Origin of the sequence: Rhodopirellula sp. UBA1907 (assembly GCF_002337565.1) — a bacterium.
GTDB lineage: Bacteria > Planctomycetota > Planctomycetia > Pirellulales > Pirellulaceae > Rhodopirellula > Rhodopirellula europaea.
Map to the genome: position 1 here is coordinate 11,393 of NZ_DDGH01000037.1, position 25,328 is coordinate 36,720.

The window sequence follows — 25,328 nt, forward strand, 5'->3', positions numbered from 1 at the left end:
TCGGATCGGTGATGACGGCCAGCGTCGCGTTGGGGATCGCCGTCGATGGCACCATTCACTTCTTGACCAAGTTTCAAAGCCAATCCCGCAAGGGGAAGGCGCGAACCGAAGCGTCACTCGCGGCACTTCACAAATGCGGTCCCGCGATGTGGCAGACCACGGCCGTCTGCGCCATTTCCCCGTTGGTTTATGGGTTGTCGGATTTCCAACCGACCCAGCGATTCGCTTTCATGATGTTCGGATTACTCCTCGCCGCCTTGGTGGGCGACGTCCTTTTGCTGCCCGCGTTGCTGGCATCGCCGCTGGGTCGGTTCCTGACACCCAAAGCTCCCAAACAAAAAGCGTCAACGACTCGGTAGCCAATCACGCGCAAGCTTTCGTGTTCGGTTACCATGTGAGGCCTCGGGTTGTTCCCCCACAATCTCCCGCCTCACACCAAAGATCTCCAACATGATCAAATCTTGGATCGCTGCCGCATGGGTTGGCTGCTGTTTCCTTTCTCCCGCTTTGCTGACCAACGTCGAAGCCGCGGATTCCGATGCGTTGCCTCCGCCAAACATTCTTTGGCTGACCAGCGAGGACAACGGGCCGCAACTAGGTTGCTACGGCGATGAATACGCCGACACGCCCCACCTGGACAAGCTCGCGTCACGCTCCTTGCGATACAAGAAATGTTGGTCCAACGCCCCCGTCTGTGCACCCGCGCGGACCACGTTGATCTCCGGCATGTATGCGACCAGCCTTGGTGGCGAACACATGCGAAGTGGCGTGCGTGTCCCCAAGGATTTCAAGTTCTACCCCAACGTGCTCCGTGAAGCCGGGTACTTCTGCACCAACAACTCGAAAACCGACTACAACTTCGCCGATTCAGCCGCGATCAAGAGCTGGCACGAATGCAACAACAAGGCTCACTTCCGCCATCGCGAACGAGAAGACCAGCCGTTCTTCTCGGTCTTCAACTTCACGATCAGCCACGAGAGCCAGATTCGCAACAAGCACACGCTGGTCCACGATCCCGACAAGGCTCCCGTGCCGGCGTATCAGCCGAACGTCCACACCGTCCGTCGAGATTGGGCCCAGTACTACGATCGCTTGACCGAAATGGATGCGATGTGCGGAAAGGTACTCAAGCAACTCGAGGAAGACGGACTGACGGATTCGACCATCGTCTTTTACTACGGCGACCATGGCAGCGGCATGCCGCGAAGCAAACGTTGGCCTTACAACTCCGGATTGCATGTTCCGTTCCTGTTGCATGTTCCTGAAAAGTACAAGCACCTCGCACCGACGGATTACAACTCCGGCGGCGTCAGCGATCGAATGGTCAGCTTTGTCGACATGGGACCAACCGCGATCAGCTTGGCCGGTGCGGAATTGCCATCCGAGATGCAAGGTGTTCCTTTCGCTGGTCAGCTCAACGGAGAATCGAAAGACTACTTGTTCGGGTATCGCGGACGCATGGACGAACGTGTCGACATGGTTCGCAGTTGCACGGACGGACGCTATGTCTACATCCGTCACTTCCATCCCGAGCGAATCTACTTCGCCTACATCGATTACATGTTCCAAACGCCAACGACGCAAATTTGGAAGAAGATGTTCGATGCGGGTGAACTGAACGAAGCTCAATCCAAAGTCTGGCAAGTCAAACCTCTGGAAGAGTTGTTCGATCTGCAAGCGGATCCGGACGAAGTCAACAACCTGGTTTCCGATCCCGCTCACGCGGACAAGCTCAACGCGATGCGAACTGAGCTTCGCAACTGGATGAAGTCCACGACCGACTTGGGCGTTGTCCCAGAAGCCGAGATGCATCGTTTGGCCGGCAAGACTCCACCTCGCAAGTGGGCGATGTCCAGCGATTTGAACTGGGATCACCTGGTTGACATGGCTTGGGACACGACCACGGCATGGGATGGATTGACGGACCAGAAGCTGCAAAATTTGCGGGAACTTTGCAACAGCGAATCCAGCATTGATCGTTACTGGGGCACGCGAGGTCTGACGCTCGCGATTTTGTCACCAAACGCAACCCTCGATGCGGACGCCCACGCTGCTGCCCTCCGGTTGTTGGATCCGATCGCCGCGAAAGATGAGTCGCCGATCGTTCGTGCGGCCGCTTGCGAAGGATTGCTCGTCGCAGGCAACGACTCGCAACGCGAACAAGCGAAAGAAACGCTGTTGCAGTTCGCCAACGTTGACAACGAAGGTCACTTCGTCGCGATGACGGCGCTCAACTTGATCGATAACCATCGTCGAGAGCTCGACTGGGACGTCAAATCGGCTCTGCAGAAAGTCCCCACAAAAGGTGACAATCCTCCGATCCGAGCCGATAAGTATGTCCAAAGTCTGCTCAAATATCTGTTAGCGAACTAGCGTATTCTCAGCAGGGATTGGACCGATGTCACTACAACCGCTTCACGATCGTTTGGAAACCATTGCTCAAGAAGGCCGGACGCGAAAGCTGAGTGCCCGAAAGGTCGAAGGGGTTCACGTCGTCGAAGCGGACGGGCGTCGGTTGATGAACTTTGGCGGCAACGACTACCTCGGTGTCGTTGCCGATGAAACTCGCGGTTGTGATTTGCAATCGCCACACGAGACCCACGGTTCGACCGCCAGCGCTTTGATCTGCGGCTGGACGCCTCGCCACGAAGCGCTCGCTCGATGCATCGCCGAATTGGAAATGGCGGAATCCGCGGTTGTCTTTCCATCCGGCTACGCCGCGTGCTCGGGCACGATCGCAACCTTGGCCGGCGAGGGCGATCTGATTCTCAGCGATGAACTCAATCACGCGTCGTTGATTGATGGTTGTCGTTTGTCCAAAGCCGAACGCGTGATCTATCCCCACCGCGACTTGGACTTCGTCGAACATGTCCTGACCGATCGCGCCGGCAAAGGCGGTTTGACCTGGATCGTGACGGATGGAGTTTTCAGCATGGACGGCGACATCGCACCCCTGCCTCAACTGGCGGATTTGGCTGAACGCTTCGGCGCCCACATGATCGTCGACGAGGCTCACGGCACCGGTGTCCTCGGGCGTCGAGGTGGTGGGCTATGCGATGCGATGGGAGTCTCCGATCGCGTCACGGTTCGAATCGGAACACTCAGCAAAGCGGTTGGCCACCAAGGAGGATTTGTCGCCGGCCCTCAAGTCGTGATCGACACGCTGGTCAACGCTTGCCGCTCACTGATCTACAGCACTTCGTTGGCACCGATCGTCGCCGAAGGAGCCCACCGGGTGATCCAGCGACTGTCGCTTTGGCAAGATCGGCGAGATCGCCTGGCTCATCTTTCGCGACTCTTTCGCCGACGCATGAATTTGGAAGCGGCCGGAATTGAGGCGGGAATCCCGATCATTCCACTGGTCATCGGTGAGGAAGCCGAAGCGGTCCGTGCCAGTCAAGCGATGCGAGAGAACGGCTTTTTTGTTCCTGCGATTCGTCCACCGACGGTCGCACCCGGGCAATCTCGCTTGCGAGTTTCCATCACATCCGCTCACCGCGACCATGATATCGAATTGCTCGCTGACATCTTGCATCGAGTTTGCCCGCGTCTGGGATCGGCGGAGATGGCCTCGGCGACCCAGTAGAGCCACCTCACCCAAGCGACGAGAATCGCCCCGCGAAGGGTTTTGGAGCGATCGACGGCGGAGAACGGCGAGCGGACTAGATCGCCCGACTCGCAACTTCATCACTGTCACAAACTCGGGTGGGCAGCTATCATTTGCCCCTGCGAATCTCGCATTTCGGGGCTGTAGCTCAGTTGGTTAGAGCTGGGAACTCATAATTCCTAGGTCGCGGGTTCAAGTCCTGCCAGCCCTACCTTTTTCTTTGCTCGTCCTTTCATGCCACGCCAACCCTCGTCCTCCAAATCCAAACGCGCGAAGCCTACGTCGAAAGACAAGGCATCGTCGTCGGCCAAACGAATCAACCAATTGCTCGCTTCGGCGGGCTTTGGCAGCCGACGTCAGTGCGAAGAACTGATTCGCGAAGGGCGGGTGGATGTCGACGGCGAAACGATCACCGAACTCGGCACCACGGTCGATCCCGACGTCCAAAAGGTTCGAGTCGACGGGAACTACCTGCGTCCTCAGAAACTGGTTTATTACGTTGTCAACAAACCGGTTGGCATCGTCACGACCAACCGAGACCCACGCGGTCGTCCTCGTGTGATCGACTTGGTTCCTCCGACCGAACGCGTCTTCCCAGTTGGACGTTTGGATATCTCCAGCGAAGGTCTGATCCTGCTGACCAACGACGGTGACTTGGCTCAAAAACTGGCTCACCCGAAGTTTGGTATTCAAAAGGTTTACCGCGTCGTCGTCGCCGGCGAAGTTCGTGGCGAAACGATGAAGAAGATGCGGGAAGGCATCTACATCGCCGAAGGTTTGGTTCAAGTCGATGGTGCCAAAATCATCAAGGCACGAACCAAAGCCACCGAAATGGAAATCCGGTTGAAGGAAGGCAAGAACCGCGAAATCCGCCGGATCCTGGCTCGGTTCGGACACAAAGTCCAACAGCTTCGTCGTGTCGCCATCGGCCCGTTGAAACTGGGCGATGTCCCACGTGGTGCTTACCGAAAACTGACGCGAGACGAAGTCGACAAACTGCGTCGCAGCATCGATGCGGCTGAGAAAGCGGCCAAAACAGCTCCTCCGGCTCGCCCCGCATCGAAGCAATCGATCAAGCGTCGTCCGGGCGGTGATAGTCGCAATGTTGCGGCCAAGGGAACCGGCGGACGTCCCGCATTCAAGGGCGGTCGTAAGGCGGTCAAGAAAAGTCGTTCGACCGAAACGCGTGCGACCGGCACAAAGACTTCCAAGCCAGTCAAAAAGCGAACTCTGTCGAGCGCCGGTTCCACCGGAATAGTGATCGGCGGGGACGCCCCCAAGGAATCTCGCAGCAAGACAGAGCGAGGTGCCAACCCGGATATTATCCGCAAACGAACCGCCGGCAAGAAACCCGCCACCAAACCCGGTGGCGTCAAGAAAGGCCGAGGAAAAGCATCCCGTCGCGGCGGCCGATCGTAGCCAAGCTTGCTGCCTCGCACTCTCGTACGATGGACTTCCAAGTCCGTCGAAACCAGCAACTCCTGCCGGACGAGGAAGTCCAGCATACGGCGAGAGAAATCCAGCCCGCGGGAAGACTGACAACGATTACAAATCGTCCTCTTCACCCAGCAACCCGATCGACGAAAGCAGCTCGCTCATCTCGGCTGCCGCGTGCGAGTCGTTCTGGGTACGAGCCTGTTCAATCCCGTCTCGCAGGATTGAGCGAGCCTCATCGATTCGGCCCAGATCGACCAATTGCTGCGCGGCCATGAAAAACGCCGGTACATACGGTGGATCGTCGGTGAACAGCTCACGCAGTTTCACCAAACTCGTTTCATGATCGCCCTCGGATCGATATTCCATCGCCAAGGAATAACGCAAGAACGTGTCGGTGGGATCGTCCGCCAACATGGCTTCGATTTTTTCGCGTCGAGACATGAAACTCCATCGCTCGGTTGACTGGAAAGGACAAGCAACGCCCGAAACCGCTGCTGATTCGGGGGCATCAAGCGGCCCGTCGTCACAAATGACACAGACCAAATTTCCGCCCAAACCGTCATCGTCGTGCAAATTCATTCAGCTTGGAATACCCGGACAGCCGATACCACGATCGAATCACCCTTTCGTGTCACGAGACGAGTACAAAAATGTCGCGCGGTCTTTGTCAACTCATCACGCATTTGGCGTCGCCACGCCGTCGTTTGCCGGTCTTCATGGCCGCAGCGATGTTCGCGACGTCTTTCACCGTCGGACCAACGCCTTGGACCTCATTCGGGCCACAAAGCGTCGCCGCACAAGAAACCACGGACAACCCTGAGATCCAACAGGTTGTCGGGAAACAGCTCAGCGGCCGCGGAAAGTCCACTGGCATTCTCAGCGGGCTGAATTCACGTTCGCGGACCACTTCCCGTTCGTCCAGCAACGGTTTGCTGGGCAGCTTGTTTGGTGGATCCTCGTCATCCAGCAAATCGAGCAACGACGGCCGCACCGCCACCGCGGTCCCCAGCGAGCGTGATGTGGATTGGAGCGGAATCCCAACTCACCGCAGCCAAAGCACCGCGCCACGATCGACCGCCGGCACCACGCCTTTGCGTGACCCGAACGCTGGTTCACGCGTCGTGCAACGTTCGACTCCGCGACCAACTTCGCAAGTTCCTCAGCCACCGAAGATGGAAACATCGATCGCTCGCAAGGCACCCTCAAAACCGATTCGCGTCGAAAGCAAATCGTCGCCGGTTCCTGTCGTTCGCAGCTCACCCATCGCGATCTCACCGGTCAAAACTGAACCCGTTGAGATCGTGCCAAAGGTTTCACGCCGAATCTTGAAGGTGGAAACCGAGCCAACCATGGAAGAGTTGTCGACCACGGAATCATCCCGTCGTCGCAAGCCAACCGTCGTTGCCAAAACCGAACCCAAGGTCGAATCGAAACCAGCACCGGTTGCCAAACCAGCTCCCGCGAAAACTCCTTCGGCTGACGTTGCCAAAGCGGAACCGAAGCCTGAGCCAAAACCAGAACCGAAGCCAGCCGCTCCAGTTCAAATGCCGGCTCCCAAGGTCGCTGCCAAACCAGCCCCGGCTCCAACCACCGTTGCTGCACAACCAACTCCGGTAGCAAAGCCCGCAACGAAGGCAACCGAACCTGCACCTGCTGAAGCACCATCGAAAGTGGTTGCAAAGAGCGAGCCTGTTGCGACTCCCGCACCAGCACCGCATCGGATCAGCCAATTGGTTCCGCCAAAGAGCGTTGCGATGGCCCCGATCCAGGCACCTGCTCCGGTCAACACGCCAGCACCACTGGCGTCGCCCGCCAAGACAGCATCAACGACGATCACGCTGGGCGAAGCTCGCCAAGCACCTTCGATGACGCAGCCGACGCCTGCAGACTCATTCGTCGCCGCATCGCCTCGCAGTTCGGCAACCAATAGTGCCGCTGCATCAGATAGTGCTGCCGACGAAACGCCAACCAAGATGCAAACCTTTGGTGGCGGTCGAGCTGACACGCGTCCATCTGGTTCACTCGCGGCCAATGGTAGCAGCGGAATCGCTTTGCATCCGATCAGCGATCGTTTGCCCGTCGGTGCACCTTCCCAACCAGCCGAATCCACGTTGGGCCAACCACAATCGGCTTGGCATAACTCCAATGGCGTTTCGCACGACCAGTTCCAAGCACGAGATCCTTTCCAGGCTCGTTCGTCCGTGCCCGCACGCTCGGTCGCAGGACCAGCGACCACGCTCGGCAACCCGAACTCGGACTACGCCGGTAACGAATACCCCAACAACATGCGTGGAAACGTGGCGGCTCCAGCGACCGCACCAACGCAAGAAGCCCAGTCGACATCGACCGCCAGCGAACTGCCCGGTATTCGCGTGACGACGGCTGGACCAAAGAAGGTCATGATTCGTCAAACGCATCCCTACGAAATTCGCGTCGAAAACCGCGGCAACGTGGATGCAGAAGGCTTGGTCGTCCGAGCTCACATTCCTGACTGGGCCGACGTGGTTGGCCAGCAAGCCACCCGTGGCGATGTTGCTGGTGTCACCGAAAACGGAGTCCGTCAACTGAACTGGCGTATCGAGACCTTGGCCGCCGGTCAATCCGAACGCATGTTGGTTCGCCTCAAAGCGTCACGCAGTGGTACCCACGATGTGAACGTTGACTGGACCATCGCTCCACAAAAGGAACGCATGCAAATCCAGGTTCAAGAACCCGAGTTGGCTCTGACCATCGACGGTCCAGACGAAGTCATCTACGGTCAATCAAAGACCTACACCATTCGCGTCTTGAACCCGGGCGATGGCATTGCACCCAACGTCGTGTTCACACTGTCACCCGAATCCAGCACGCCGCAAAGCCAACGCATTGGCGACATCCCTTCGGGCAAAGAAGCTCAATTCGAAGTCGAGCTGACCGCTCAAGACTTGGGCGACCTGAAGATCCACGGCTTGGCTGCCGGTGACTTGGAATTGAAAGCCGAAGCTGACAAAAACGTTCGCGTCTTGGCCGCTGACTTGGAAGCCGTCTTGTCCGGCCCCGAACTCAAGTACCAAAACACCGACGCAATGTATCAGTTGGAGCTGACCAACCATGGCACAACGGCCAGTGACGATGTTGTTGCAACGTTGACATTGCCAATGGGCGTCACATACATCGGCGGCATGGAAGGTGCTTCGTTGATCGACAACCAATTGCGTTGGAAGATCGCTTCGCTCACCCCAGGTGCCCGTCGCAACTATCAATTCCAATGCCGTTTGGATTCAACCGGCCAACACGAATTCACGTTCAACTGCAAAGGCAGTGCAGCGGGTCAAACCGGTGTCGCCTTGACAACCAACGTGGAAGCCATCGCTGACTTGGTTCTTTCAATCGAAGATCCATCCGCACCGGCACCTGTTGGACAAGACGTCACGTATCAAATCGTGATTCGCAACCGCGGAAGCAAACCTGCAACCGACGTTCGTGCGATCGCTCAGTTCAGCAACGGCATCGAGCCTCAACAACTGTTGGGCAACGACGGCAAAGTCATCACCGGTCAGGTGTTGATCAACCCGATCGCTCGCATTGATGCGGGTGAAGAAATTCGGATGCAAATCATCGCCAAAGCGGCCGAGGGCGGACACCATCGCTTCCGCACCGAAGTCCGCAGCGGTGACACGATCTTGGTTGCTGAAGAAGCGACTCACTACATGAACGCTCGCAACGATCGCATCAGCCGTCGCAGCGGACCGGGTGGCAACGAGTTCTCCTTGCCACTGCGTTGATCTCGCCACGATTGCTCCTTCGCGGCTCGCCAACCAATCTCGCTCGGGTGATTGCGAGACCTGGCAATCGAAACGCGAATAGCGAGCAATTCGGCGGCAACGTCTGATAATCCTTCAAAAGTGGCGTGTTGGGAAATCGACACGCCGCTTTTTTTACAGATTCATCCTTTCCCCAACTGGGGGTTTCAGCGAAAATGGCGGCATGCCCTGCCCTGCCCCGCTCGCCCCCCACCGCCCGAATTGCAACTCCGCGATGCCGCGTCTTTTTCGCGGCCCATCATCGCGTGTTTGCTGCCGGATGCGCCGAGCGTTCACGCTGGTCGAGCTTCTGGTTGTCATCGCGATCATCGCGATTCTGATCGGATTGCTTTTGCCGGCCGTCCAGGCTGCTCGCGAGGCTGCTCGCAAGGTTCAGTGCACCAACAACCTGAAAAACATCGGGCTGGCGCTTCACAATTACGAGTCGGTCTACCGCACATTGCCGTGGGGCGCAAAAGGCGGGTGGGGACCAAGCTGGACAACAGACATCCTCGCGTTTTTAGAACAACGCGAACTTGCCGACATTGTGCCCTACGGTGAACGCGGCGGCCCAACCGGCGGCTTGCCCGAAAGTGTCCGGTTCAGACAACTCGCGACAGCACCCGTCATGGTGTTTCGCTGTCCGTCCCAAATCGGACCGATCGCGCTCAGCCAGCCCGGAGACAAGATCACTGGCCGGGTGCGGAACACGTACCTTGGCAACGGCGGCAGCGATGTCAATTGGAACGAGCATTCCATGTTCGACTACATCGGTTTTGACCGTGGCAATGGCGTCTTTTTGGCGACGGACTTCTGTCACATCACTTCAGGCGGAGACGTCTGCGACAATCGTCCCGATCGCAAGCCGATCAACTTCGCCGCGATCCTTGACGGACTCAGCAACACCGTGATGGTTGGCGAAACGAAATACATTGACCACGAAGAGTGCGGCGTGTGCGACCACTTCATGCTCTATCACGAAGACTTCGACGCACAGAACGGCCAAGACTTCTCCGAAGCACTTTGCTCGCTTCATTTCGGCTTCAACCTGCGAGACGTCCCCAAAGACAACCTGCAAATGTCATTGGGGAGCTACCATCCTGGCGGCACGCATCTGTTGATGTGCGACGGGTCCGTTCGATTCACAACGGATTCAATCAACGAAGAAGTCCGCCACGCGATCGGCAGCCGCGACAACAAAGAAGTGTTCGACTACGACGATTTTTGATCGACTTGGCAACGACCACTCCTTCGACGTTTCATCGCTTCCACAAGAAACACACCAGCTCGCTTCTCTATGAACAGAGCTCCCGCCGTCGAGAGGGTAGTGGTCTGCAACAGCCAAAAGTTAGGGTTGATCGTAGTGGACAAGGCCACGAGTCCTTGGATTTGACGCCAGTTCGGGACTCGTGGCCTCTTCCACTACCCTAAAAACAGGTCGTGACAGACCAGCAGCTTCCCCTATCGGCAATGCACGCCGCAGCATTTCAATTCGGCGTCAACGCACACAACAAGTTCGCCCGATCCAATCGCAAAGCCCAACGTTCGGGTGCGAGAGAAACCACGCAAGCCACCAGAAATGCCCGAGCGATGCGTGGTAATGGCTTCCTGGAAACCGTGGGGTGTAGGGGAGAACGGACGTTTCGTTTTCCCATCTGTTTGCACGCCCAGCGTCCGCCCCTTCCCATCACGACTGTTCCCGATGGCCCAACAAATCTGTTTGCCATGCTCGATGCTCCATCGGATTCTTCTTTGACGCCATCACCCGACGCACCGCCCGCAAACTCCTCGGGCAATACGCCCTCGCCCAATCCCAACGGCGACACACCGATCACCCTACGTGTCCTGGTATGGACACTACGTGCTGCAACGTTGCTGTTGATACCGTTGGGCCTGCTTGGTTCGCTGGGAGCATTCGCGTTGATGACCGGCGACCCTCAGAATCCGGAGGCCTACGAGGTGATTGTCGCACCAGTGTTTGCGTGGGTTCTATCACTCCCCGTCCTAATCGCGTGTCTGCTCGTGTATCGCAAGTGTCGTCTGTCTATCTCGACGGCTGACAAGCTGTGGTTCATTGCTTGGTCTGTGTTGCCGACTGCAGCCCTGACGGTCGCGATCGTTGCTTCACTTGTGCGTTTTCAATAACCTGGGGGCGCGTACCATCTCGCTGCAACGCCCCCAGACCGACGGGGTCTCAAACCTGCGACAGCAACCAGAACGAACAATTCGTCATCACCATATCGGAACGATGAAGATGCAGCACCAAGCGATGAACGCCAATCGCCGCACAACGCTCTCACAAATCGACATGAAGCGCGGCCCTCGCTTATCGCGAACATTGTCCGTTGAGACTTAACCAATGACGCACTTCGATGACTTTGCCCAGTGCGACTATTTCAGCGAAAACTCCGCCCAGACGCTTCGTGCAATTGGCTGGCTATCCAATGCCAAGGCGTTCCCAACAGGCCCAATCGATTCAAAAACTTTCTCGAAGCTCAAAGAACTGCTGAATGCCCCGTGGCAACCGGTGGTCTTTGCCGGTGTTCACAATTGTGATCTGTGTCAATTCGATCCGCCCTGCGGCCACGTGAACCTGTTTGTACCAAACGGATCGATCATTTTTGTCTGCCCAGAACTGATCGTGCATTACATAGCGGCTCATCACTACCGCCCACCGCATGATTTCTTGTCTGCTGTAAAAGACTGTCCGAACACGCGTACAATGCAGTACAAGAAGCGATTGCTCGAAAGCGGCGGTCGCACGTTGTTGCCGAAAGCCGGGTGACGATCACGTGCACCGAAGTCGGTTTTGCAAACGCATGAAATCGAACATCAACGCTCCAATCCCCGCGGCTTCAATGCCTTGTTGCTTCAGGTCAAATCATGCGGTGGAAAACCATCATTGCGATTTGCGTTACGCTGGTTTTGATCGTTGCAATCCGCTTTCTCATCGACGCACATCGGACCGCATCGCGGGTGCGTGTACAAGGAAGGCTGAGCCAACTTCATTTGGCGTTAGCAAACTATCAAGCGGTTCATGGATCGCTTCCCAACCGTGTTGTGGCTGATTTGAACGGCGATGCTCTCCATTCGTGGGTGGCGAGCATATTGCCGTACGTCGAGCAACACGACATTGCAAACTCACTCGACCTTACCAAATCGTGGAATGCGTCCGAGAATGAAACATGCCTCAAAATAGGCGCCGATTTCTGGGACTGGTTCTGCGACGACGGGTACCTTGTTTGTTCCTACAGTGGCACGCAGTCAATGTGGGACGCGGACGAAAAACCTGTCGGAACCTTGGCGGAGCATCCAAGGAAGGTGCTGCTGATCGCCACGAAGGCCGACGGTGTACACCCGCTCGAACCATCTTCGATTTCAGAAAGACGGGTTCGTGAAATACTGATGACCGGAAACGATGTGCTGTATGTCAACGCCGGTCGAATGCACGGCCACGTTGAAATCCATGGCGAATCCATTCGGTTCGATGGTGGAATGACTGACGCAGAATAGTCCAGAGCGTCATACATGCTCGCGGCGTTCCTGCTCGCCTACGCCACCACATACTGGGCGGTTCTTGATGGTCAAATCACCGGTCATCGGATGCCTACAATTGTCCCCTCGCCAACTTCTACCTCTGGCCGGCAGTGTTGCTAAATTACCTGGTCTAGGCACGACGAACAAACGCTTCGCTCTATCGCGGATTCGAGGTCCATGGCACACGTTTGCTTGGCACTAACCGACCACATTCTCCTCAACCAACTTCCTTGGGTTCACTGAAATGCTAGAAGGCCGGCACATTGTCGAGCAATTCGCAAAGACGCTCGACAAGGAGGACTACGTGATGGCCCAATCGCTACTGTCCGAAGTCTGCGTATACGAATGTCGAGACAACCGCTATCAAGGTCCGACTGAAATCATCGCTTCCTATCAAGGGAATGGAAACGCTGCCAAACAGTTTGACTCGGTTGAATACGAGAGCGAAGTCGTGCCTCAACAAACCGGACAGTTTTGCATTCACTTCACGGATCGTCTGTCCCATCGCGGCCACGATTTTACGTTCCGATGTCAACAGATCGTTGACGTTGACGAGACCGGCAAGATCGCCTGCATCTCGCACTGTGACCTTCCCGGACAAGTGGAAGCGTTGTCAGAGTTCAAGAAGTTGGCGTTACATTCGTAACTCTAAGCAGGTCGGCAGGAATGATCGGGCACAACCATCTGAGCCGTTTGGGCATTAGCCCCGGTTTTACGTGGGACCAGTGGCGTTTGCTAAAACAGTTCAAATACCGAAGGACTCATGCCGACCTGCTTAGTACCGAGATAACAGAGCCTTGATTCGGAGCAGTCACCCGAACAGCTACCAAAGCCTGAGCTTCCCGTTCGAGCCCGGTTCCTGCAAAAACCATTCGACTGACCTGTCACCAATCTTTGGCACACTTTCGCTATCCATTGACCAGCACCAATCAACCTCGCCATAAGAGCGAGATTTCGAACCGATCTCGTCCCGAGGCTTTCGACATAGCCGATCTGATCTCTGTGCAACCGGAATCGAATGCTCAATCCATACCAACCTCCCGCAACAGTCGCAGCTCCACACAGCCGCCTCTCGCGATTCGCCAGATTCCTGCGGTGTTTCCCTTGGACGACCACGTCACGCTTGATAAGCGGCGAGTTGGTCATCATTGATGGAATTGCGTTCTATCTCGATCCCGACGACTTATCCGTTGTATTTGCTGCGTCGCCCTCCGCCACCAATACGACCGAACGCATGAACCTAATCGTTGCTGAGTCAATTCGCGTTCTACCACTGTTTTTGGCAGAGTCCTCGAGCCTGACTCGGATTCTGCGCGGACGCAAACTAATCGTTCGAATGCTTGGCGATTACTCCAGTTCCACGCACGCGGTGATTCGAGAAGAAGTGCTTGAATGGGACATCATCAATTCGATCATCGACGGCGACACAGAGTAATCGGACGACAACTGCCTGCAGCAACGCGACAATCGACCAGCCAACCAGATATATTATGCTAGCGGAGTTTCACCCGATTGTACTTCGCGAAATGGCAGGCAAGAACGCTAGCTCATGCAACATTGATGAGAGTACTCTGCAACACTGTCGCGTCCCGCTCGCTGCCAACTGAAGATATTGATTCGCATCCCGAGATTCACACGCGCGATCACATCCAATGCTTCCCGAAGCATCCCGAGTTCAAGCTGCCCCGTGAGGCTGCTGCAATGCGAGCGGCCCACGCAGAAGAAGTGTTGAAAACCGAATTTGAACCTCGCAGCGTTGCTATCGCGATCGGCGATATAGACACCGAAGAGTCAAATGGCCTGATCACGAAGCGACCGATCGTGTTCTTTGACAGCAGGATGACGGTCGCCCGGCCACAAACTGATCTGCTATGAAGCCCTCCATCACATCTCTCGCCTTCTTAGCGACCTTCGCTTCAACAGCCCTTGGCGAGGACCCCGCGTTCACGCTGCATCTGTCAGGAGAACTAGCTGGCAAACTATCACCGGACACTCAATTGTGTTTTTGGAACACGTCCGCCGATACAAGCAACAGGGCATGCTACTCGATTCGAGACCTTCCGCTGACACTTCCGGCCGAACAGTTTTCCGGTCGACAATGGCATATCAACTTCGTATCAGCTTCAACACGATCGCATTTTTCGTACACGCTGTCCCGCGATCTATTTGACACGCCACGCAAAATCGACGTTCGACTGGACGTTCCCGAAGGTCACATTCGACCGATTTTCGGATTTGCTCGCGATGTTCGATACACGGCGCTGGTGACGCAGCGCATGCGGTACCGAAGCTTGCCTTGCTGGGACAACGAATCGAACACGTTGACTAAGCCCGTCATCCCAGCCATGACGATTCGCAAACTAGACGACGGAACGGTGATCCACGATGCAGAGATGGGCGATGGCTGCATGGCAGCGCGATGGTTCGCGTACATCGATCGCGACACATCTTTGGTCGATGGCGCGACCTATCGGATGACCGTCGTCTATGATTCGGGTGGTCTTTTTCCGACGCAGACTTCGAACTTCGATTTCACTTATCACCGTGAATTACACGGCGAATAGGAAGCAGAAACATGAGGATATCTCGACGAACCGCAGCGATGACGATTGGGAGTGGGATGGCTTCCTTATCGCTTGCTCCCTCCTGTGACGCCGATGATGACGCGAAGGCAGTGTCAGACGCCTTAGCGGGGATATGGTCATCACACTACCAAACAACTTTCATCTATCTGATCATTCATCCACATCAGAGAGCTATCTTTGCACTCCTGGATCAAGGCCACAGCTTCGGCGAAGTATCCTGGATCGTCGCGAGAAATGGGATGGTCGTGCGTGGTTTTCCAATGCTGCGATTATGGAGAACGGCTCGACCTGATCGGTGCAAGGTCCAAATGCAAGAGGTACCACCTGAGATGACGAATGACACGTTCGTCAAGTTTCCACTTAATTTTTTCATGACACGACAAAAGAGCCCTTTGCCTGCTGCGTTTGCCGAACAGAAGATCCCCAAGGACTGGCTTGACGCCGCCCCGCCATCTGATTTCGATGACATGGTAGGAAAGCCACGGCATACGAATTCGAACTGACGGCCAACCAAGCAGCTCGGCAGCAATTACCAGACATATCCATGTGAGCCGTTTGGGCGTTTGCCCCAGGGCGATTGCGCCACACTGGGTAATCTGCAGCGGTGAGTAAAGATCCGTGTCTGGGTTGTTGATCCTCCGCAGCCAGCCGGGTGAACTCACTTTGGTATGTCTCAATGGAACGCTCCACTTCACTGATTGATCAGCTTGGCAACGCAACCGACCCTCGTCCAGGAGAACCCGTTTACGGTTCGCAGCCTACGGCTCATTAGAGAGTACTGGTTGGATGACGAATTCACACGAATGTCGACAGGCAAAGTTGGACACCGCCATCGAGACGGCGAGGCGTTGAGAGTTTAAACGCAGCAGGGCGCTGAGATTCGGGGCGTCCGCAGCAATGAATGGTTGTTGTCTTGTTTTTCATCCTCGTTTGATCGTCAAACGGATGCCGCAAAGAATCGTCGGCATGAGACTCTTGCGAGCGAATTTACAAGAACGCGACGCTGCATAGAAATGCTCGGAAAACGGACGCTGTCGCCGCATCGAACGAGCCAAATTGAAATTCATCTCGGTTTGTTCAAATTGAAGACACGCAGAACCAGGAACAGCCTCATTTTTCTCAATCTTTCGCTTCGAAGCGAAAACTCGAAAGTTTTTGGCGGTCGTGGTGAACGGGTTGCCACATAACATAGATACACTGCTTCAGATCGATTTCCAATTGTTGGTTGCTCGATTTGCTCCGTCAGGAACCCTTTTCTTCCGAGCTGTCCCGATGCCTTCTGAAAGACCGCAAAGAGCTTGTTTCTCAAGCAATCAGAGAAGCAATACAAAGACGGCGCGGATCCGGAGCGCAGGCGAACGGCGATCAGGTGCCGAACGTCGATCTCTGCGTTCGTTGCGAGTCGAATCACTGGAAACCCGGCGGATGCTCGCCGCGACGCTCAATTATCCCGGACAGGACGTCGAATTGCAGCGAACGGGCGAATTGCTGCGCATTGTCGAGTCGTCGAACAACTCGAGTGTGCTGGATGAGCTGAACATTTCCATGATCGACGACGATCGGCTTGAAATCAACGCGGCAGCGTTTCGCGTCGATAGCGATGTGAACCTCGCGGGCAATGATCTGCTGGTCTCGGCGGAGTCAATCTTCGTCGTCAATGGTGGCTTGCTCGGCGCGGATGAAGTCGTCTTGTCGGCTTCCAAACAACCCGATTTGGTCGGCGATGTTCTCAGCGACGCGGTGCTGCGTGGATTGATTGCGACGGAGTCGCAGACGATCGAGGTTCGCAACTCAAGAATCGACGCCAACCAAATCACGGTGTCCGCAAACGGTATCACTTCGACGGGATGGGATGAGCTCGGTGCCCATCAAGACGGGATCGCGGGTGAGCTGATCACCCAGCTCGAAGCAATCCCTCAAATCGGACTCAGCCCGGTCAATCCGCTTCCGGGGCAAACCTCGGTGAGCCCGCTTTCGGGCCAAGCGAAAATCCACAACGCGTCCGCTGGTATCACGCTTTCCGATGCTGTGCTGACCAGCACCGGCGCGATTGACATCAACGCGACCGCGGAGGCGGATTCGTCATTGAATTCGATTGCCGTCACCGGTTTCAACGCCAGCGGTCTGCCAGCGACGGTCTCGGTCGGTTTCAGCCACTCGACTTCTTCGGCGACGATTGACGTTTCGGGGACGACCCAAATTGACGCTGGCGGCTTGGTGAACATCGCAACCGATGCGACCAGCACCGCAATCAATGTGGCTCGCAACGAAGCCAACTCTCGAGCACGATCACAGGATGCAGCGAAGGTCAAAACAGCGATCAATCTGTCGATGGCGTTCACCAACGAAACGTCGACCATTGACGTCGGACGCGATACCACGATCTCGTCCGGTGCCGGCGTCAACATCAACGCGACCGGTGACGTGGTCAACGATGTGAAAGCAACCACGGCGGTGTTCAACGACGGTACCGTCGGTTTCTCGGCGGCGGTGGGAGTGGACAATGCGGAGGTGCGATCACGGGTTGATGGGACAATCGAGTCGACCGCAGCAACGGGATCGGTCGTTGAGTTTACCGGTCTGGATATTTTCTCCGGTTCGGATCACTTGTTACTCAAGAACATCCCGGCGGCCAATCCGATCCAAGCGGGTGATCATTTGACTTATCGCGGCGAGTTGCCGATGCCGGGTTTAGTCGACGGCGAGGTTTACTATGCGCGGGAAGTGAGTCTGCGTTCGCAATCTGGCGACACGATCGAGCAAATCGTTCGCCTGACTCGGGCTCAAGGGATCGACTTGGACACGACTAGCGTCGACCCTGATGCGGTTCACTCGCTGACGAAGCTGGACGTGCTGACTTTCGACGCCAGTGACGTCAGTACGGCTTCCAACGGTGATGGGCAGATCAAAATGACGCTGCCCGAGGGAGTTAGCAGCTTGGTCTATCTCGGTCCCGAGGCGGAAGACGATGACAGCGATTTGCCAGCCGGGATCATCGGTCTGCTTCAAAACCAACGCTACGAAGCCGTCCAGCAGGGAAATCAAATCAAGCTGCGTCTGCCTGGCGAAACCACGTTCGTTGATTTTTCGTTACCGACTGGAACCACGGGCACGCATGGATTCCGCTACGACGCATCGGTGCTTTCGTTTAACCCAAAGGACGAAATTGATGTTGAAGGCGACTTCATCACGTTACCCGCGGACCATGGTTTGCAAACGGGCGACTTTTTGTTGTACGCGACCGATCCGACCCGATCCGTCACGCGGGAGATGTATGCGTTTGATTCATCTCGAGTTCAGGTTGGCAGTCTCGGCACCACCACGATTCCCGATGCACCTGTCGACGGATTGGATACCCATCACGGTTATTACGCCGTGGTCGATCCGTTGTATCCCAATCAGTTGAAATTGACCGGATCACTTGCCGACGCCTTGGCCGCCGAAGTGGTTGACATCAGCAACCGGCCCGATACAGATCACACATTGACTCGCGAAACCGGGGGCGGTGGCATCAATATCACCGCATCGCTGACGGCGACAAATCAAGCCGAAGCTGGCGTGAGTTTGACGCAAGGCGAACAACCGTGGAGTGCGGTCTTGAGCGGTGTGGCGATGGGACGAATCGAGAACATCGGATCGGCGGGATTAGGCTTCTTTGAATCCCTTCGCAACAGCATTCAAGGCAACGGCGTGTCCGAAGCAATCGACTTGACCGATGTCGAGTCCGGTGCGACGACCGAGTCTGGCAGCAACCAACAGGGCGGCATCGACGCGGCGGGTTCGTTCGTCGTTTCCGTTTTTGATCACGACGTCCACGCCATCATCGGCGCGACCGCGGAACTCACATCCGAATCGACGATCAGGTTGGATGCCGACATTGTTCAGCGAACACGATTGGGCGCGATCGGCGAGTCGACTCGCAACGCACTCAACGAAGAAAACGAAAATACCAAGGAGTTCGCCGTCAGCGCCGGTTACGGTCGATTCCAAAACGAAGCCCTGGCGATTGTTGAAGACAGTTTCGTCGATTCCGAGGGCACGACCCAGCAAGCGGTACTGGATGCTCGCCGGTTGGTCAGCGTGGATGCCGACGTTGTCTACCCGTTTTTGGGTGCCACCGATGACGGGGTCAACGCGGCCGTCACGGTGGAGCAATTCGGCCTGGGTAGTTTTCAGTCGTTGCTCGATGGCACGCACGGGTTGGCCGGGCTGGTCAATGTGTATGCAAGAACGCTAGCCGACGGTGGCGACGATTCGCTGTCGTTGGCACTCGGCTTGATGATCACCAACACGACCAACAACGTCGTCGCTCGCGTTGGCGAGGGTGCACAGATTCAAACCGACGACGTACTGCCGAGTGGTAACCAAGCCGTCCACGTCAACGCAAACCTCGACACGTTCAGCGTCGGTGCGGGTCAAATGTCGGCGATCAACCTGAGTGTGCCGGGGTTCGCCGAAGCCTTCAACCGCGCCGGCAAGCGGAATGACGGCGGCGTGCAAGACTTTTTGAAAGACATCGCTGACCCTCTCGGCGTATCGGGCAAGAACGCGGCTGGCGGAACGATGTTGTTGACGCTGGGCGATCACACAACCGTCGCCGAGATCGCGGATTCCGCCGAAATTGGCCGTGACGCGTGGACCGACAACGCGATCGAAGTGACAGCGATATCGGATATTTACGATTTGGCGTTAGTGCAAACAGGGACCGCTTCATCGCAATTCGGTTTCTCCGCTGCCATCGCCGCATCAAATATCAAAACCGACACGCGAGCGAGTGTCGGTGATGGGGCGAGCTTGCCCGGTGGCGATTTGACAATCACGGTGAAAGATATCTTGGATCGCGTCAACATTCTGGGCGCGTTCTTAAAGGGCAAACAAATCGGTATGGGCACCTCGATCGGCGTCAACGTGATCGATCAAAACGTGGCCGCGTTCATTGGTCGATCCAATCCACAAGCAAGCGATCGCAAGGGCAGCAATGTCGACCTGTTGTCGATTGACGTCGACGCGACCGCCGATGGCGATGTGCTGTCTTGGGTCATTAGCGGTGGGCTTCAAGGCGTGGGCAGTCCGGCGGCGAAAGCGGATGCAAAACAGTTGGGTCCGGTTTCGCTGAACGTCCCCGTCGCAATCAATGACGTAGCCAGCGCGTCGCTGGCCTACGTTGATTCGATTGACGGTGACGCTGCGTCGGTCAGCGTCAACGCGACTTCCGACATTGAGGTAGACGCCGTCGTGATCGGAGCTTCGATCTCGGTGCAGGCTGGCGGCGGAGCGAACGCGGGAAAATTGAACTTGGCCGGTGCTGGTGCGGTTGGTGTGAATACGGTGGTCGCTAACGTCGCCACCGGGTTGGCTAACAGCGATTTGAATACGAATGAATTGACCGTTCAGGCCAATGACAACTCGGTCGTCAGTGTCGACGCCGGTGGGGTCGCGATCACGCCGTCGTTGTCATCGCAAACCCGCGCAGCATTGTCGTTTGGTGTCAGCGTGGCGATCAACGATGTCAGTGGAGCAGTCTCGGCGTCCCTGAGTGGTTCGGAATTGTTCTCCACCGATGGTGACTATCTTATCGCGGCTGAATCTAATTCCAAAACATCGGCGCTCGCGATCGCGGGTGCCGCCTCCGCGACGACCGGCAACGGATCCTTCGGTGGCGCGGGTGCGGCAACCCAAAACGCGGTCGCAAAACAGACTCTCGCCACGGTGGACGGCGACGTCGAAATACTAGACGGTTCTTTGACGGTCAACGCGATCGACACCAGCGACATTGTTGCCGATGCGGGCGGCGTCGGCATCGGAGTCACAGCAGGGCCGGGTGCCAGCATCGCGGGCGCGGTGGGGATTAGCATGGCGTTCAATGACATTGCTAACGTGGTCGACGCGAGATTGACTGGTGCCGACATCAAGGCTAGCGGACCAATCGTCGTCCAAGCCAAGACGGACGCGGCATCGATCAAAGCTCTGACCGTCGCCGCCTCTGCCGGTGTGGCGGGCAGTGCCGGCATCGCCGCATCGTTGGCTGGTGCGGGGGCTGGTTCAGGAAATCATGTGGCCAATCAAGTCAATGCTGCGATTATCAGCAGCTTTGTCGATTCGTCATTCAATGGCACCGACGAAGTGACCGACGGCATCACCGTCGCTGCCGAAGACAACACCTCGATTATCGCCGATTCGATCGGTGCTGCGCTCGCGGCCAGCCTGAGCGGAACGACCGCGGTCTCTGTCGCCGTGGGCATCTCGGTTTCCGAGAACGTGATCGCGAACCAGACTTCGGCAACCGTTGTCGAAAGCTTCCTTTTTAACTCGGACGCCGACGTTTCGATTCAAGCCAACCAGTTGGCCACGATCGAAGCCCGTTCCATCGCCGCTTCGCTGGGCGTAGCCGGCGGCAACGTCGGGGTTGGCGTCAGCGGCGCGGGTGCATCATCGACCAATACCATTAGCAATCAAACGTTCGCCATCGTCCACAGCAGCACGATCGACGCAGTTGGCAACGTCAACGTGCTAGCGACCGATGAGACAAATATCACCGCTTCGATCCTTGCGGCGTCGGTTGCCGTGGCTGGTGGAGCGACCGGGGTCGCGGCGAGTCTCGGTTTTGCGACCGCCGACAACCGGTTCGGCGATGCGACGACGTATTCCGATGACCCAATGGCCGATCGCGCCGACGGTTCCGCACGAGTGGTGGCTATCGTCAACCGCAGCCAGGTCGAAAGCGACGGTGATGTGAACGTGCGTTCGGACGCCACCGGCACCATCACGTCCACTGTCTTGGCGGCCAGCACTGCAGCGGCGGCGGGCAGCATTGGTGCCTCGGTTGCGGGTTCCGGTGCGACCTCGACCAACGTCATCGAAGTCGAACAAATCGCCGCGATCACCGATACCGTGGGACGAGGTATCGACGCGGGTGGAAGAGTCGTCGTCAGAGCCACCAATGAGTTGGCACCGGTCGCGTTGGTTGAGGCGGCGACGCTGGCTATAGCGGCGGGCAGCTACGCCGGTGGTGTCTCGGTCGCCGTCAGTGACGCTCGGTCGCGGCAAAAAAGCAAACTGCAACCCATCGTCCGCCGCTCAAGCGTGAATACGGGATCATTCTTGCGAATCGAAGCGTACAACCGCGGTGATGCGACCGCCCGTGCTCACGCCGGTGCCGTCGCGATCGCCGCTTCTCCGGCTGGTCTGGCGATTGCTGGAGGTGGTGCGACGGCGGAGAGTGAATTGACAACCATCGTTGACATGGATCTTTCGGATAGCTCGATCACTGGCGGTGGTCTTGTTTTTGAGACCTTCAGCAACGGAACCGCTGATGCCCAAACCGAAGCGATCGTGATTGCCGCGGGATTGATCGGCATCGGGGCAAGTGGATCGACAGCAACCAGCATCGCCAGTCCCGTCGTGACGGCAACGATCGCTGACAGCGATTTGAACGTAGCCGATGTCACGCTCTTAATCGGCGAGTACACCAATGCCATCGCCAATGCGGCGGGTTTGACGATCAGCACCGGCCTGGCGGTCGGCGTGTCCCAAGCGTCAACGCAGACGGACGGTCAAGTGTCGCTATTGATCGACAATCCAAACAACCAATTCGTTGCCGACTCGTTCTTTGCGTGGGCTATCTCAGGAGGCTCGGCCGCAGGAGGGACCGAAGCAAGCGAAGCGACTGCCCAGGGTTCCGCAGGAGGGTTTCTCATCGGCGTCGACGCGACCATCACGTCAATGACGTCGGGCCGTTTGGCGGATGCACACATCGCCAACGGGACTCGGATGGATGTTGCCGGTAATTTTAATCTGTTTGCAGGCTCTAACGCGCAGCAAGACGCTCGGTCGCTGAGCGTGGGAAGTGGTTTGGTTGCCGCTGGTGTGACCACATCCACTGTCAGCAACGAGTCAAAGTCGCGTCTCCGAATTGGATCCGATGTCGAATTGTCCGCCGGGCGAATGGCGTTGCGGGCAGAAGCGGAGGATATCGGACACGCCCACACCGTCGCCGGTGCCGTCGGTGGCGTCAGCGGTGCTGTTGCGATTCCCACCCGAAATATCGACACCGAGGCCACGATCACCATCGGCGACGGAAGCAACCTGAACGTCGAAGATCTGTTGGTGCGGTCGGTGACCGATTCCCACTTCGACGCGACGCTGTTGGCCGCCGCGGGTGGCTTACTTTCCGGTGGTGGTGGATCGCTTACCAACAATGTCGACGTCAACTCGCAAATCGAAATTGGCGACGTAACGATCATGGCTGAATCCGCGACGATTACGGCCACCAACCAAGTCGAAAAGTCAAACGATCAACTGCTGGGAACCGTGGACGCCACGACCGGTGGATTGATCGCGGGCGTGGGCTCGGTCAGTACCACGAACTTGACTCTGCGAGGTGGAGTCACAATCGCGGGTGATTTCAGCATCGACAACGTGGACAAAAACAATGTGAACATTGCCGCGCGGAACGAAATCAACGCGATCGAACAAACCACGCTACGCAGCGGAGGAATTGCCGCCGGCGGCAACAACACCTCGACAATTCGCACGTTAGTCGATGACGCGATCGTGACCTTCACCGAAGACGCCAGCTTGCAGACGACCGGCGGCGTGGATGTCTACGCCGGTGGTGGCGGTGAAATCGAAATTCAATCGAACTCAGAAACCTTTGGCGGTGCGACGGTCACCGCTGGCGTCGCCACGATTGACATTACGCCTCGCAATCGCATCACGCTGAGTACCGGTTCGGAAATCATTGCACAACGTGATGTGAACTTGTCCGCCGGAACGGACACGCGATTCAACCAAGACGAATACAACATTCGTTCGCGAGTCGATTCGTTCGCAGGCAGCTTGATCCCGATCGACCTGATGGACGCCACCGCAACATTGACGCAAGACAATCGGATCACCATTGATTCCGGCGCAGCGGTTCGCAGCGGCGGAGATTTGCGGATGCACGCCGAAGCATTCGGCGACAACAACGTCATCGCGCAGGTCAAAGCGGTGAACTGGACCACGGGCGTCGCCGGCGCGATTGATGGTTTGCTTGGTGCAGGTGGTGTCGAACAATTCGGCGGGACGGCGGACATCAACACGACGGGTGTCGTTACCGTCAACGGGACGGCCGAAACCGGCATCGTTCGCACACGTATTTTGGAGATCACCGATGTGCTCCGTTCCGCTCCCGGTCTCGATGACGATGGCGATCCTTTGCCGGAAACCACCGACTTGTTCACGGTCGTGTTGGCCGACCGGTCCACGGGCGATGTCACGTTTGAAAAACGATTGCTCCCTGTCAATTCGGCGCTGGACCTCGCACTCGAACAAGCTGAAACGCAGTTGAACTTGTACAGCGACAACGGGACGCTGCGCAATTTCTACCAGGGAGAAGTCAACCGATTGCGGGACGAACTTGCCGAGCAGAACCTGGTCGAAACACTGACCGATTCCAGCGGCAATACGCGACTACAACGCATCGTTCGCAATGCCTTGACATTGGAAATTGATCCGGTGTTCGCCAAGGCCGGTCGAATTGATGTTCGATCAGGATCGTTTGGTCAGAACGGAACTTTGATCGCACCGGGTGACGCACGCGTCGAGATCATCAATCAAACGCCGACGAATCTGGTTTTGGAAGGCATCGAAGTCACGCAGGACTCCGGCGGCGTGTTCTTCAACGGCCAACAGGTCGGTGGTGGCGAAGGTGGGGATACCGAAAAAGAGATCATCGTCGACAATCGCTTTATCGTCGAGACCGGTTCGGTTCACACGTGGCCCAACATCACCGTAGCCGCGTCTGAGCCTGGTCGCGCTGGCGGCATCACCAACCTGGGCGGCGACATCCTGCTTCGCACACTTCCCACCGGTGCGGGCAGCATCATCATCAACGCGCCGGTTAACGGACGGACCCAGCAAATCATCGCCGGTAACAGCGGCACCGTCGTGATCAATTTGCCGGAACTGGGCAGCATCTACGAAAACAATGTCGAGCACGCTCAACTGACCGACTTTTTGAAGAACGATCCGGTTCACGGCAACGGTACTTTCAACGGCATTGTTCCAGTTGAGACCACCCGTAATAACTCCAGATACTCCGCGTACCTGAATCAAACGCCCGACACGCCAAGCTTGATTGGCTCGTCGATCTTCGTTTCGGCCCAATACATCAACGTCAATGGTTTGATTCAAAGCGGCAAACCGGAATACAAACTCACCATCACCGATGCCACCGCAGATGAAATCACAGCACTTCGCCAAGACAACGCGCTCTCTGGGTTGGTCACGTTGACGACCGTCGATTCCAGTGATCTGCTCGCTCGCTACGACGTCGACCGCGATCGGATCGTCGTCGAAGAACAAAGTGTCAGCGGCGGCTTTGTCGATTTAACCGGC

The 25,328-nt window shown here is 56.8% G+C and carries 15 protein-coding genes and 1 tRNA gene; 15 read left to right on the forward strand and 1 reads right to left on the reverse strand.

Annotation, left to right across the window (positions count from 1 at the left end):
- The 5 genes from B2R17_RS08350 to B2R17_RS08370 all read left to right on the forward strand — a co-directional run.
- The coding region (locus B2R17_RS08350; protein ID WP_286763622.1) for an MMPL family transporter at positions 1–359 on the forward strand (359 nt) is incomplete at its 5' end.
- A gap of 91 nt (positions 360–450) precedes the next feature.
- Positions 451–2,373 (forward strand): sulfatase family protein, encoded by a 1,923-nt coding sequence (locus B2R17_RS08355; protein ID WP_286763623.1) that lies wholly within the window; start codon positions 451–453, stop codon positions 2,371–2,373.
- A gap of 25 nt (positions 2,374–2,398) precedes the next feature.
- A complete protein-coding gene (locus B2R17_RS08360; protein WP_286763624.1) occupies positions 2,399–3,586 on the forward strand; it encodes an aminotransferase class I/II-fold pyridoxal phosphate-dependent enzyme in 1,188 nt (395 codons plus the stop codon).
- Between the two features lie 158 nt (positions 3,587–3,744).
- Positions 3,745–3,818 (forward strand) — tRNA-Ile (locus B2R17_RS08365).
- A 23-nt stretch (positions 3,819–3,841) separates the two neighbouring features.
- Positions 3,842–5,026 (forward strand): pseudouridine synthase, encoded by a 1,185-nt coding sequence (locus B2R17_RS08370; protein WP_286763625.1) that lies wholly within the window; start codon positions 3,842–3,844, stop codon positions 5,024–5,026.
- Between the two features lie 126 nt (positions 5,027–5,152).
- On the opposite strand, the gene B2R17_RS08375 is transcribed toward B2R17_RS08370, so the two are convergent.
- A complete protein-coding gene (locus tag B2R17_RS08375) occupies positions 5,153–5,485 on the reverse strand; it encodes a tetratricopeptide repeat protein (protein WP_286763626.1) in 333 nt (110 codons plus the stop codon).
- Positions 5,486–5,694: 209 nt separating this feature from the next.
- Here B2R17_RS08375 and B2R17_RS08380 point away from each other — a divergent pair, with 209 nt between their 5' ends.
- The 10 genes from B2R17_RS08380 to B2R17_RS08425 all read left to right on the forward strand — a co-directional run.
- Positions 5,695–8,808, forward strand: coding sequence for a hypothetical protein (locus tag B2R17_RS08380; RefSeq protein WP_286763627.1), 3,114 nt, complete (start codon positions 5,695–5,697; stop codon positions 8,806–8,808).
- Between the two features lie 253 nt (positions 8,809–9,061).
- Positions 9,062–10,054 (forward strand): DUF1559 domain-containing protein, encoded by a 993-nt coding sequence (locus B2R17_RS08385; RefSeq protein WP_286763628.1) that lies wholly within the window; start codon positions 9,062–9,064, stop codon positions 10,052–10,054.
- Between the two features lie 497 nt (positions 10,055–10,551).
- A complete protein-coding gene (locus tag B2R17_RS08390) occupies positions 10,552–10,971 on the forward strand; it encodes a hypothetical protein (RefSeq protein WP_286763629.1) in 420 nt (139 codons plus the stop codon).
- Between the two features lie 214 nt (positions 10,972–11,185).
- A complete protein-coding gene (locus tag B2R17_RS08395; protein ID WP_286763630.1) occupies positions 11,186–11,611 on the forward strand; it encodes a hypothetical protein in 426 nt (141 codons plus the stop codon).
- Between the two features lie 98 nt (positions 11,612–11,709).
- The gene (locus tag B2R17_RS08400) at positions 11,710–12,339 is read left to right on the forward strand and encodes a DUF1559 domain-containing protein (protein WP_286763631.1); all 630 of its coding nucleotides are present in this window, start codon (positions 11,710–11,712) and stop codon (positions 12,337–12,339) included.
- Between the two features lie 268 nt (positions 12,340–12,607).
- Positions 12,608–13,009 carry a hypothetical protein gene (locus tag B2R17_RS08405; RefSeq protein WP_286763632.1) on the forward strand — a complete coding sequence of 134 codons (402 nt, stop codon included), beginning with the start codon at positions 12,608–12,610 and terminating at the stop codon, positions 13,007–13,009.
- A 372-nt stretch (positions 13,010–13,381) separates the two neighbouring features.
- A complete protein-coding gene (locus B2R17_RS08410; protein ID WP_286763633.1) occupies positions 13,382–13,798 on the forward strand; it encodes a hypothetical protein in 417 nt (138 codons plus the stop codon).
- 125 nt (positions 13,799–13,923) lie between these two features.
- A complete protein-coding gene (locus B2R17_RS08415; RefSeq protein ID WP_286763634.1) occupies positions 13,924–14,238 on the forward strand; it encodes a hypothetical protein in 315 nt (104 codons plus the stop codon).
- A complete protein-coding gene (locus B2R17_RS08420; protein ID WP_286763635.1) occupies positions 14,235–14,927 on the forward strand; it encodes a hypothetical protein in 693 nt (230 codons plus the stop codon). The genes B2R17_RS08415 and B2R17_RS08420 overlap by 4 nt, the downstream gene beginning before the upstream one ends.
- Before the next feature lie 1,446 nt (positions 14,928–16,373).
- Positions 16,374–25,328: hemolysin (locus B2R17_RS08425; protein WP_286763636.1), on the forward strand; the 8,955-nt coding region annotated here is incomplete at its 3' end.

What these genes read in the sequence shown, in the direction of transcription:
- B2R17_RS08385 (WP_286763628.1), top strand. Translation starts at nt 9,062, where the DNA reads ATGCCGCGTCTTTTTCGCGGCCCATCATCGCGTGTTTGCTGCCGGATG.
- B2R17_RS08410 (WP_286763633.1), top strand. Translation starts at nt 13,382, where the DNA reads ATGCTCAATCCATACCAACCTCCCGCAACAGTCGCAGCTCCACACAGC.
- B2R17_RS08420 (WP_286763635.1), top strand. Translation starts at nt 14,235, where the DNA reads ATGAAGCCCTCCATCACATCTCTCGCCTTCTTAGCGACCTTCGCTTCA.
- B2R17_RS08355 (WP_286763623.1), top strand. Translation starts at nt 451, where the DNA reads ATGATCAAATCTTGGATCGCTGCCGCATGGGTTGGCTGCTGTTTCCTT.
- B2R17_RS08395 (WP_286763630.1), top strand. Translation starts at nt 11,186, where the DNA reads ATGACGCACTTCGATGACTTTGCCCAGTGCGACTATTTCAGCGAAAAC.
- B2R17_RS08415 (WP_286763634.1), top strand. Translation starts at nt 13,924, where the DNA reads ATGAGAGTACTCTGCAACACTGTCGCGTCCCGCTCGCTGCCAACTGAA.
- B2R17_RS08360 (WP_286763624.1), top strand. Translation starts at nt 2,399, where the DNA reads ATGTCACTACAACCGCTTCACGATCGTTTGGAAACCATTGCTCAAGAA.
- B2R17_RS08405 (WP_286763632.1), top strand. Translation starts at nt 12,608, where the DNA reads ATGCTAGAAGGCCGGCACATTGTCGAGCAATTCGCAAAGACGCTCGAC.
- B2R17_RS08400 (WP_286763631.1), top strand. Translation starts at nt 11,710, where the DNA reads ATGCGGTGGAAAACCATCATTGCGATTTGCGTTACGCTGGTTTTGATC.
- B2R17_RS08390 (WP_286763629.1), top strand. Translation starts at nt 10,552, where the DNA reads ATGCTCGATGCTCCATCGGATTCTTCTTTGACGCCATCACCCGACGCA.
- B2R17_RS08380 (WP_286763627.1), top strand. Translation starts at nt 5,695, where the DNA reads ATGTCGCGCGGTCTTTGTCAACTCATCACGCATTTGGCGTCGCCACGC.
- B2R17_RS08375 (WP_286763626.1), bottom strand. Translation starts at nt 5,485, where the DNA reads ATGTCTCGACGCGAAAAAATCGAAGCCATGTTGGCGGACGATCCCACC.
- B2R17_RS08370 (WP_286763625.1), top strand. Translation starts at nt 3,842, where the DNA reads ATGCCACGCCAACCCTCGTCCTCCAAATCCAAACGCGCGAAGCCTACG.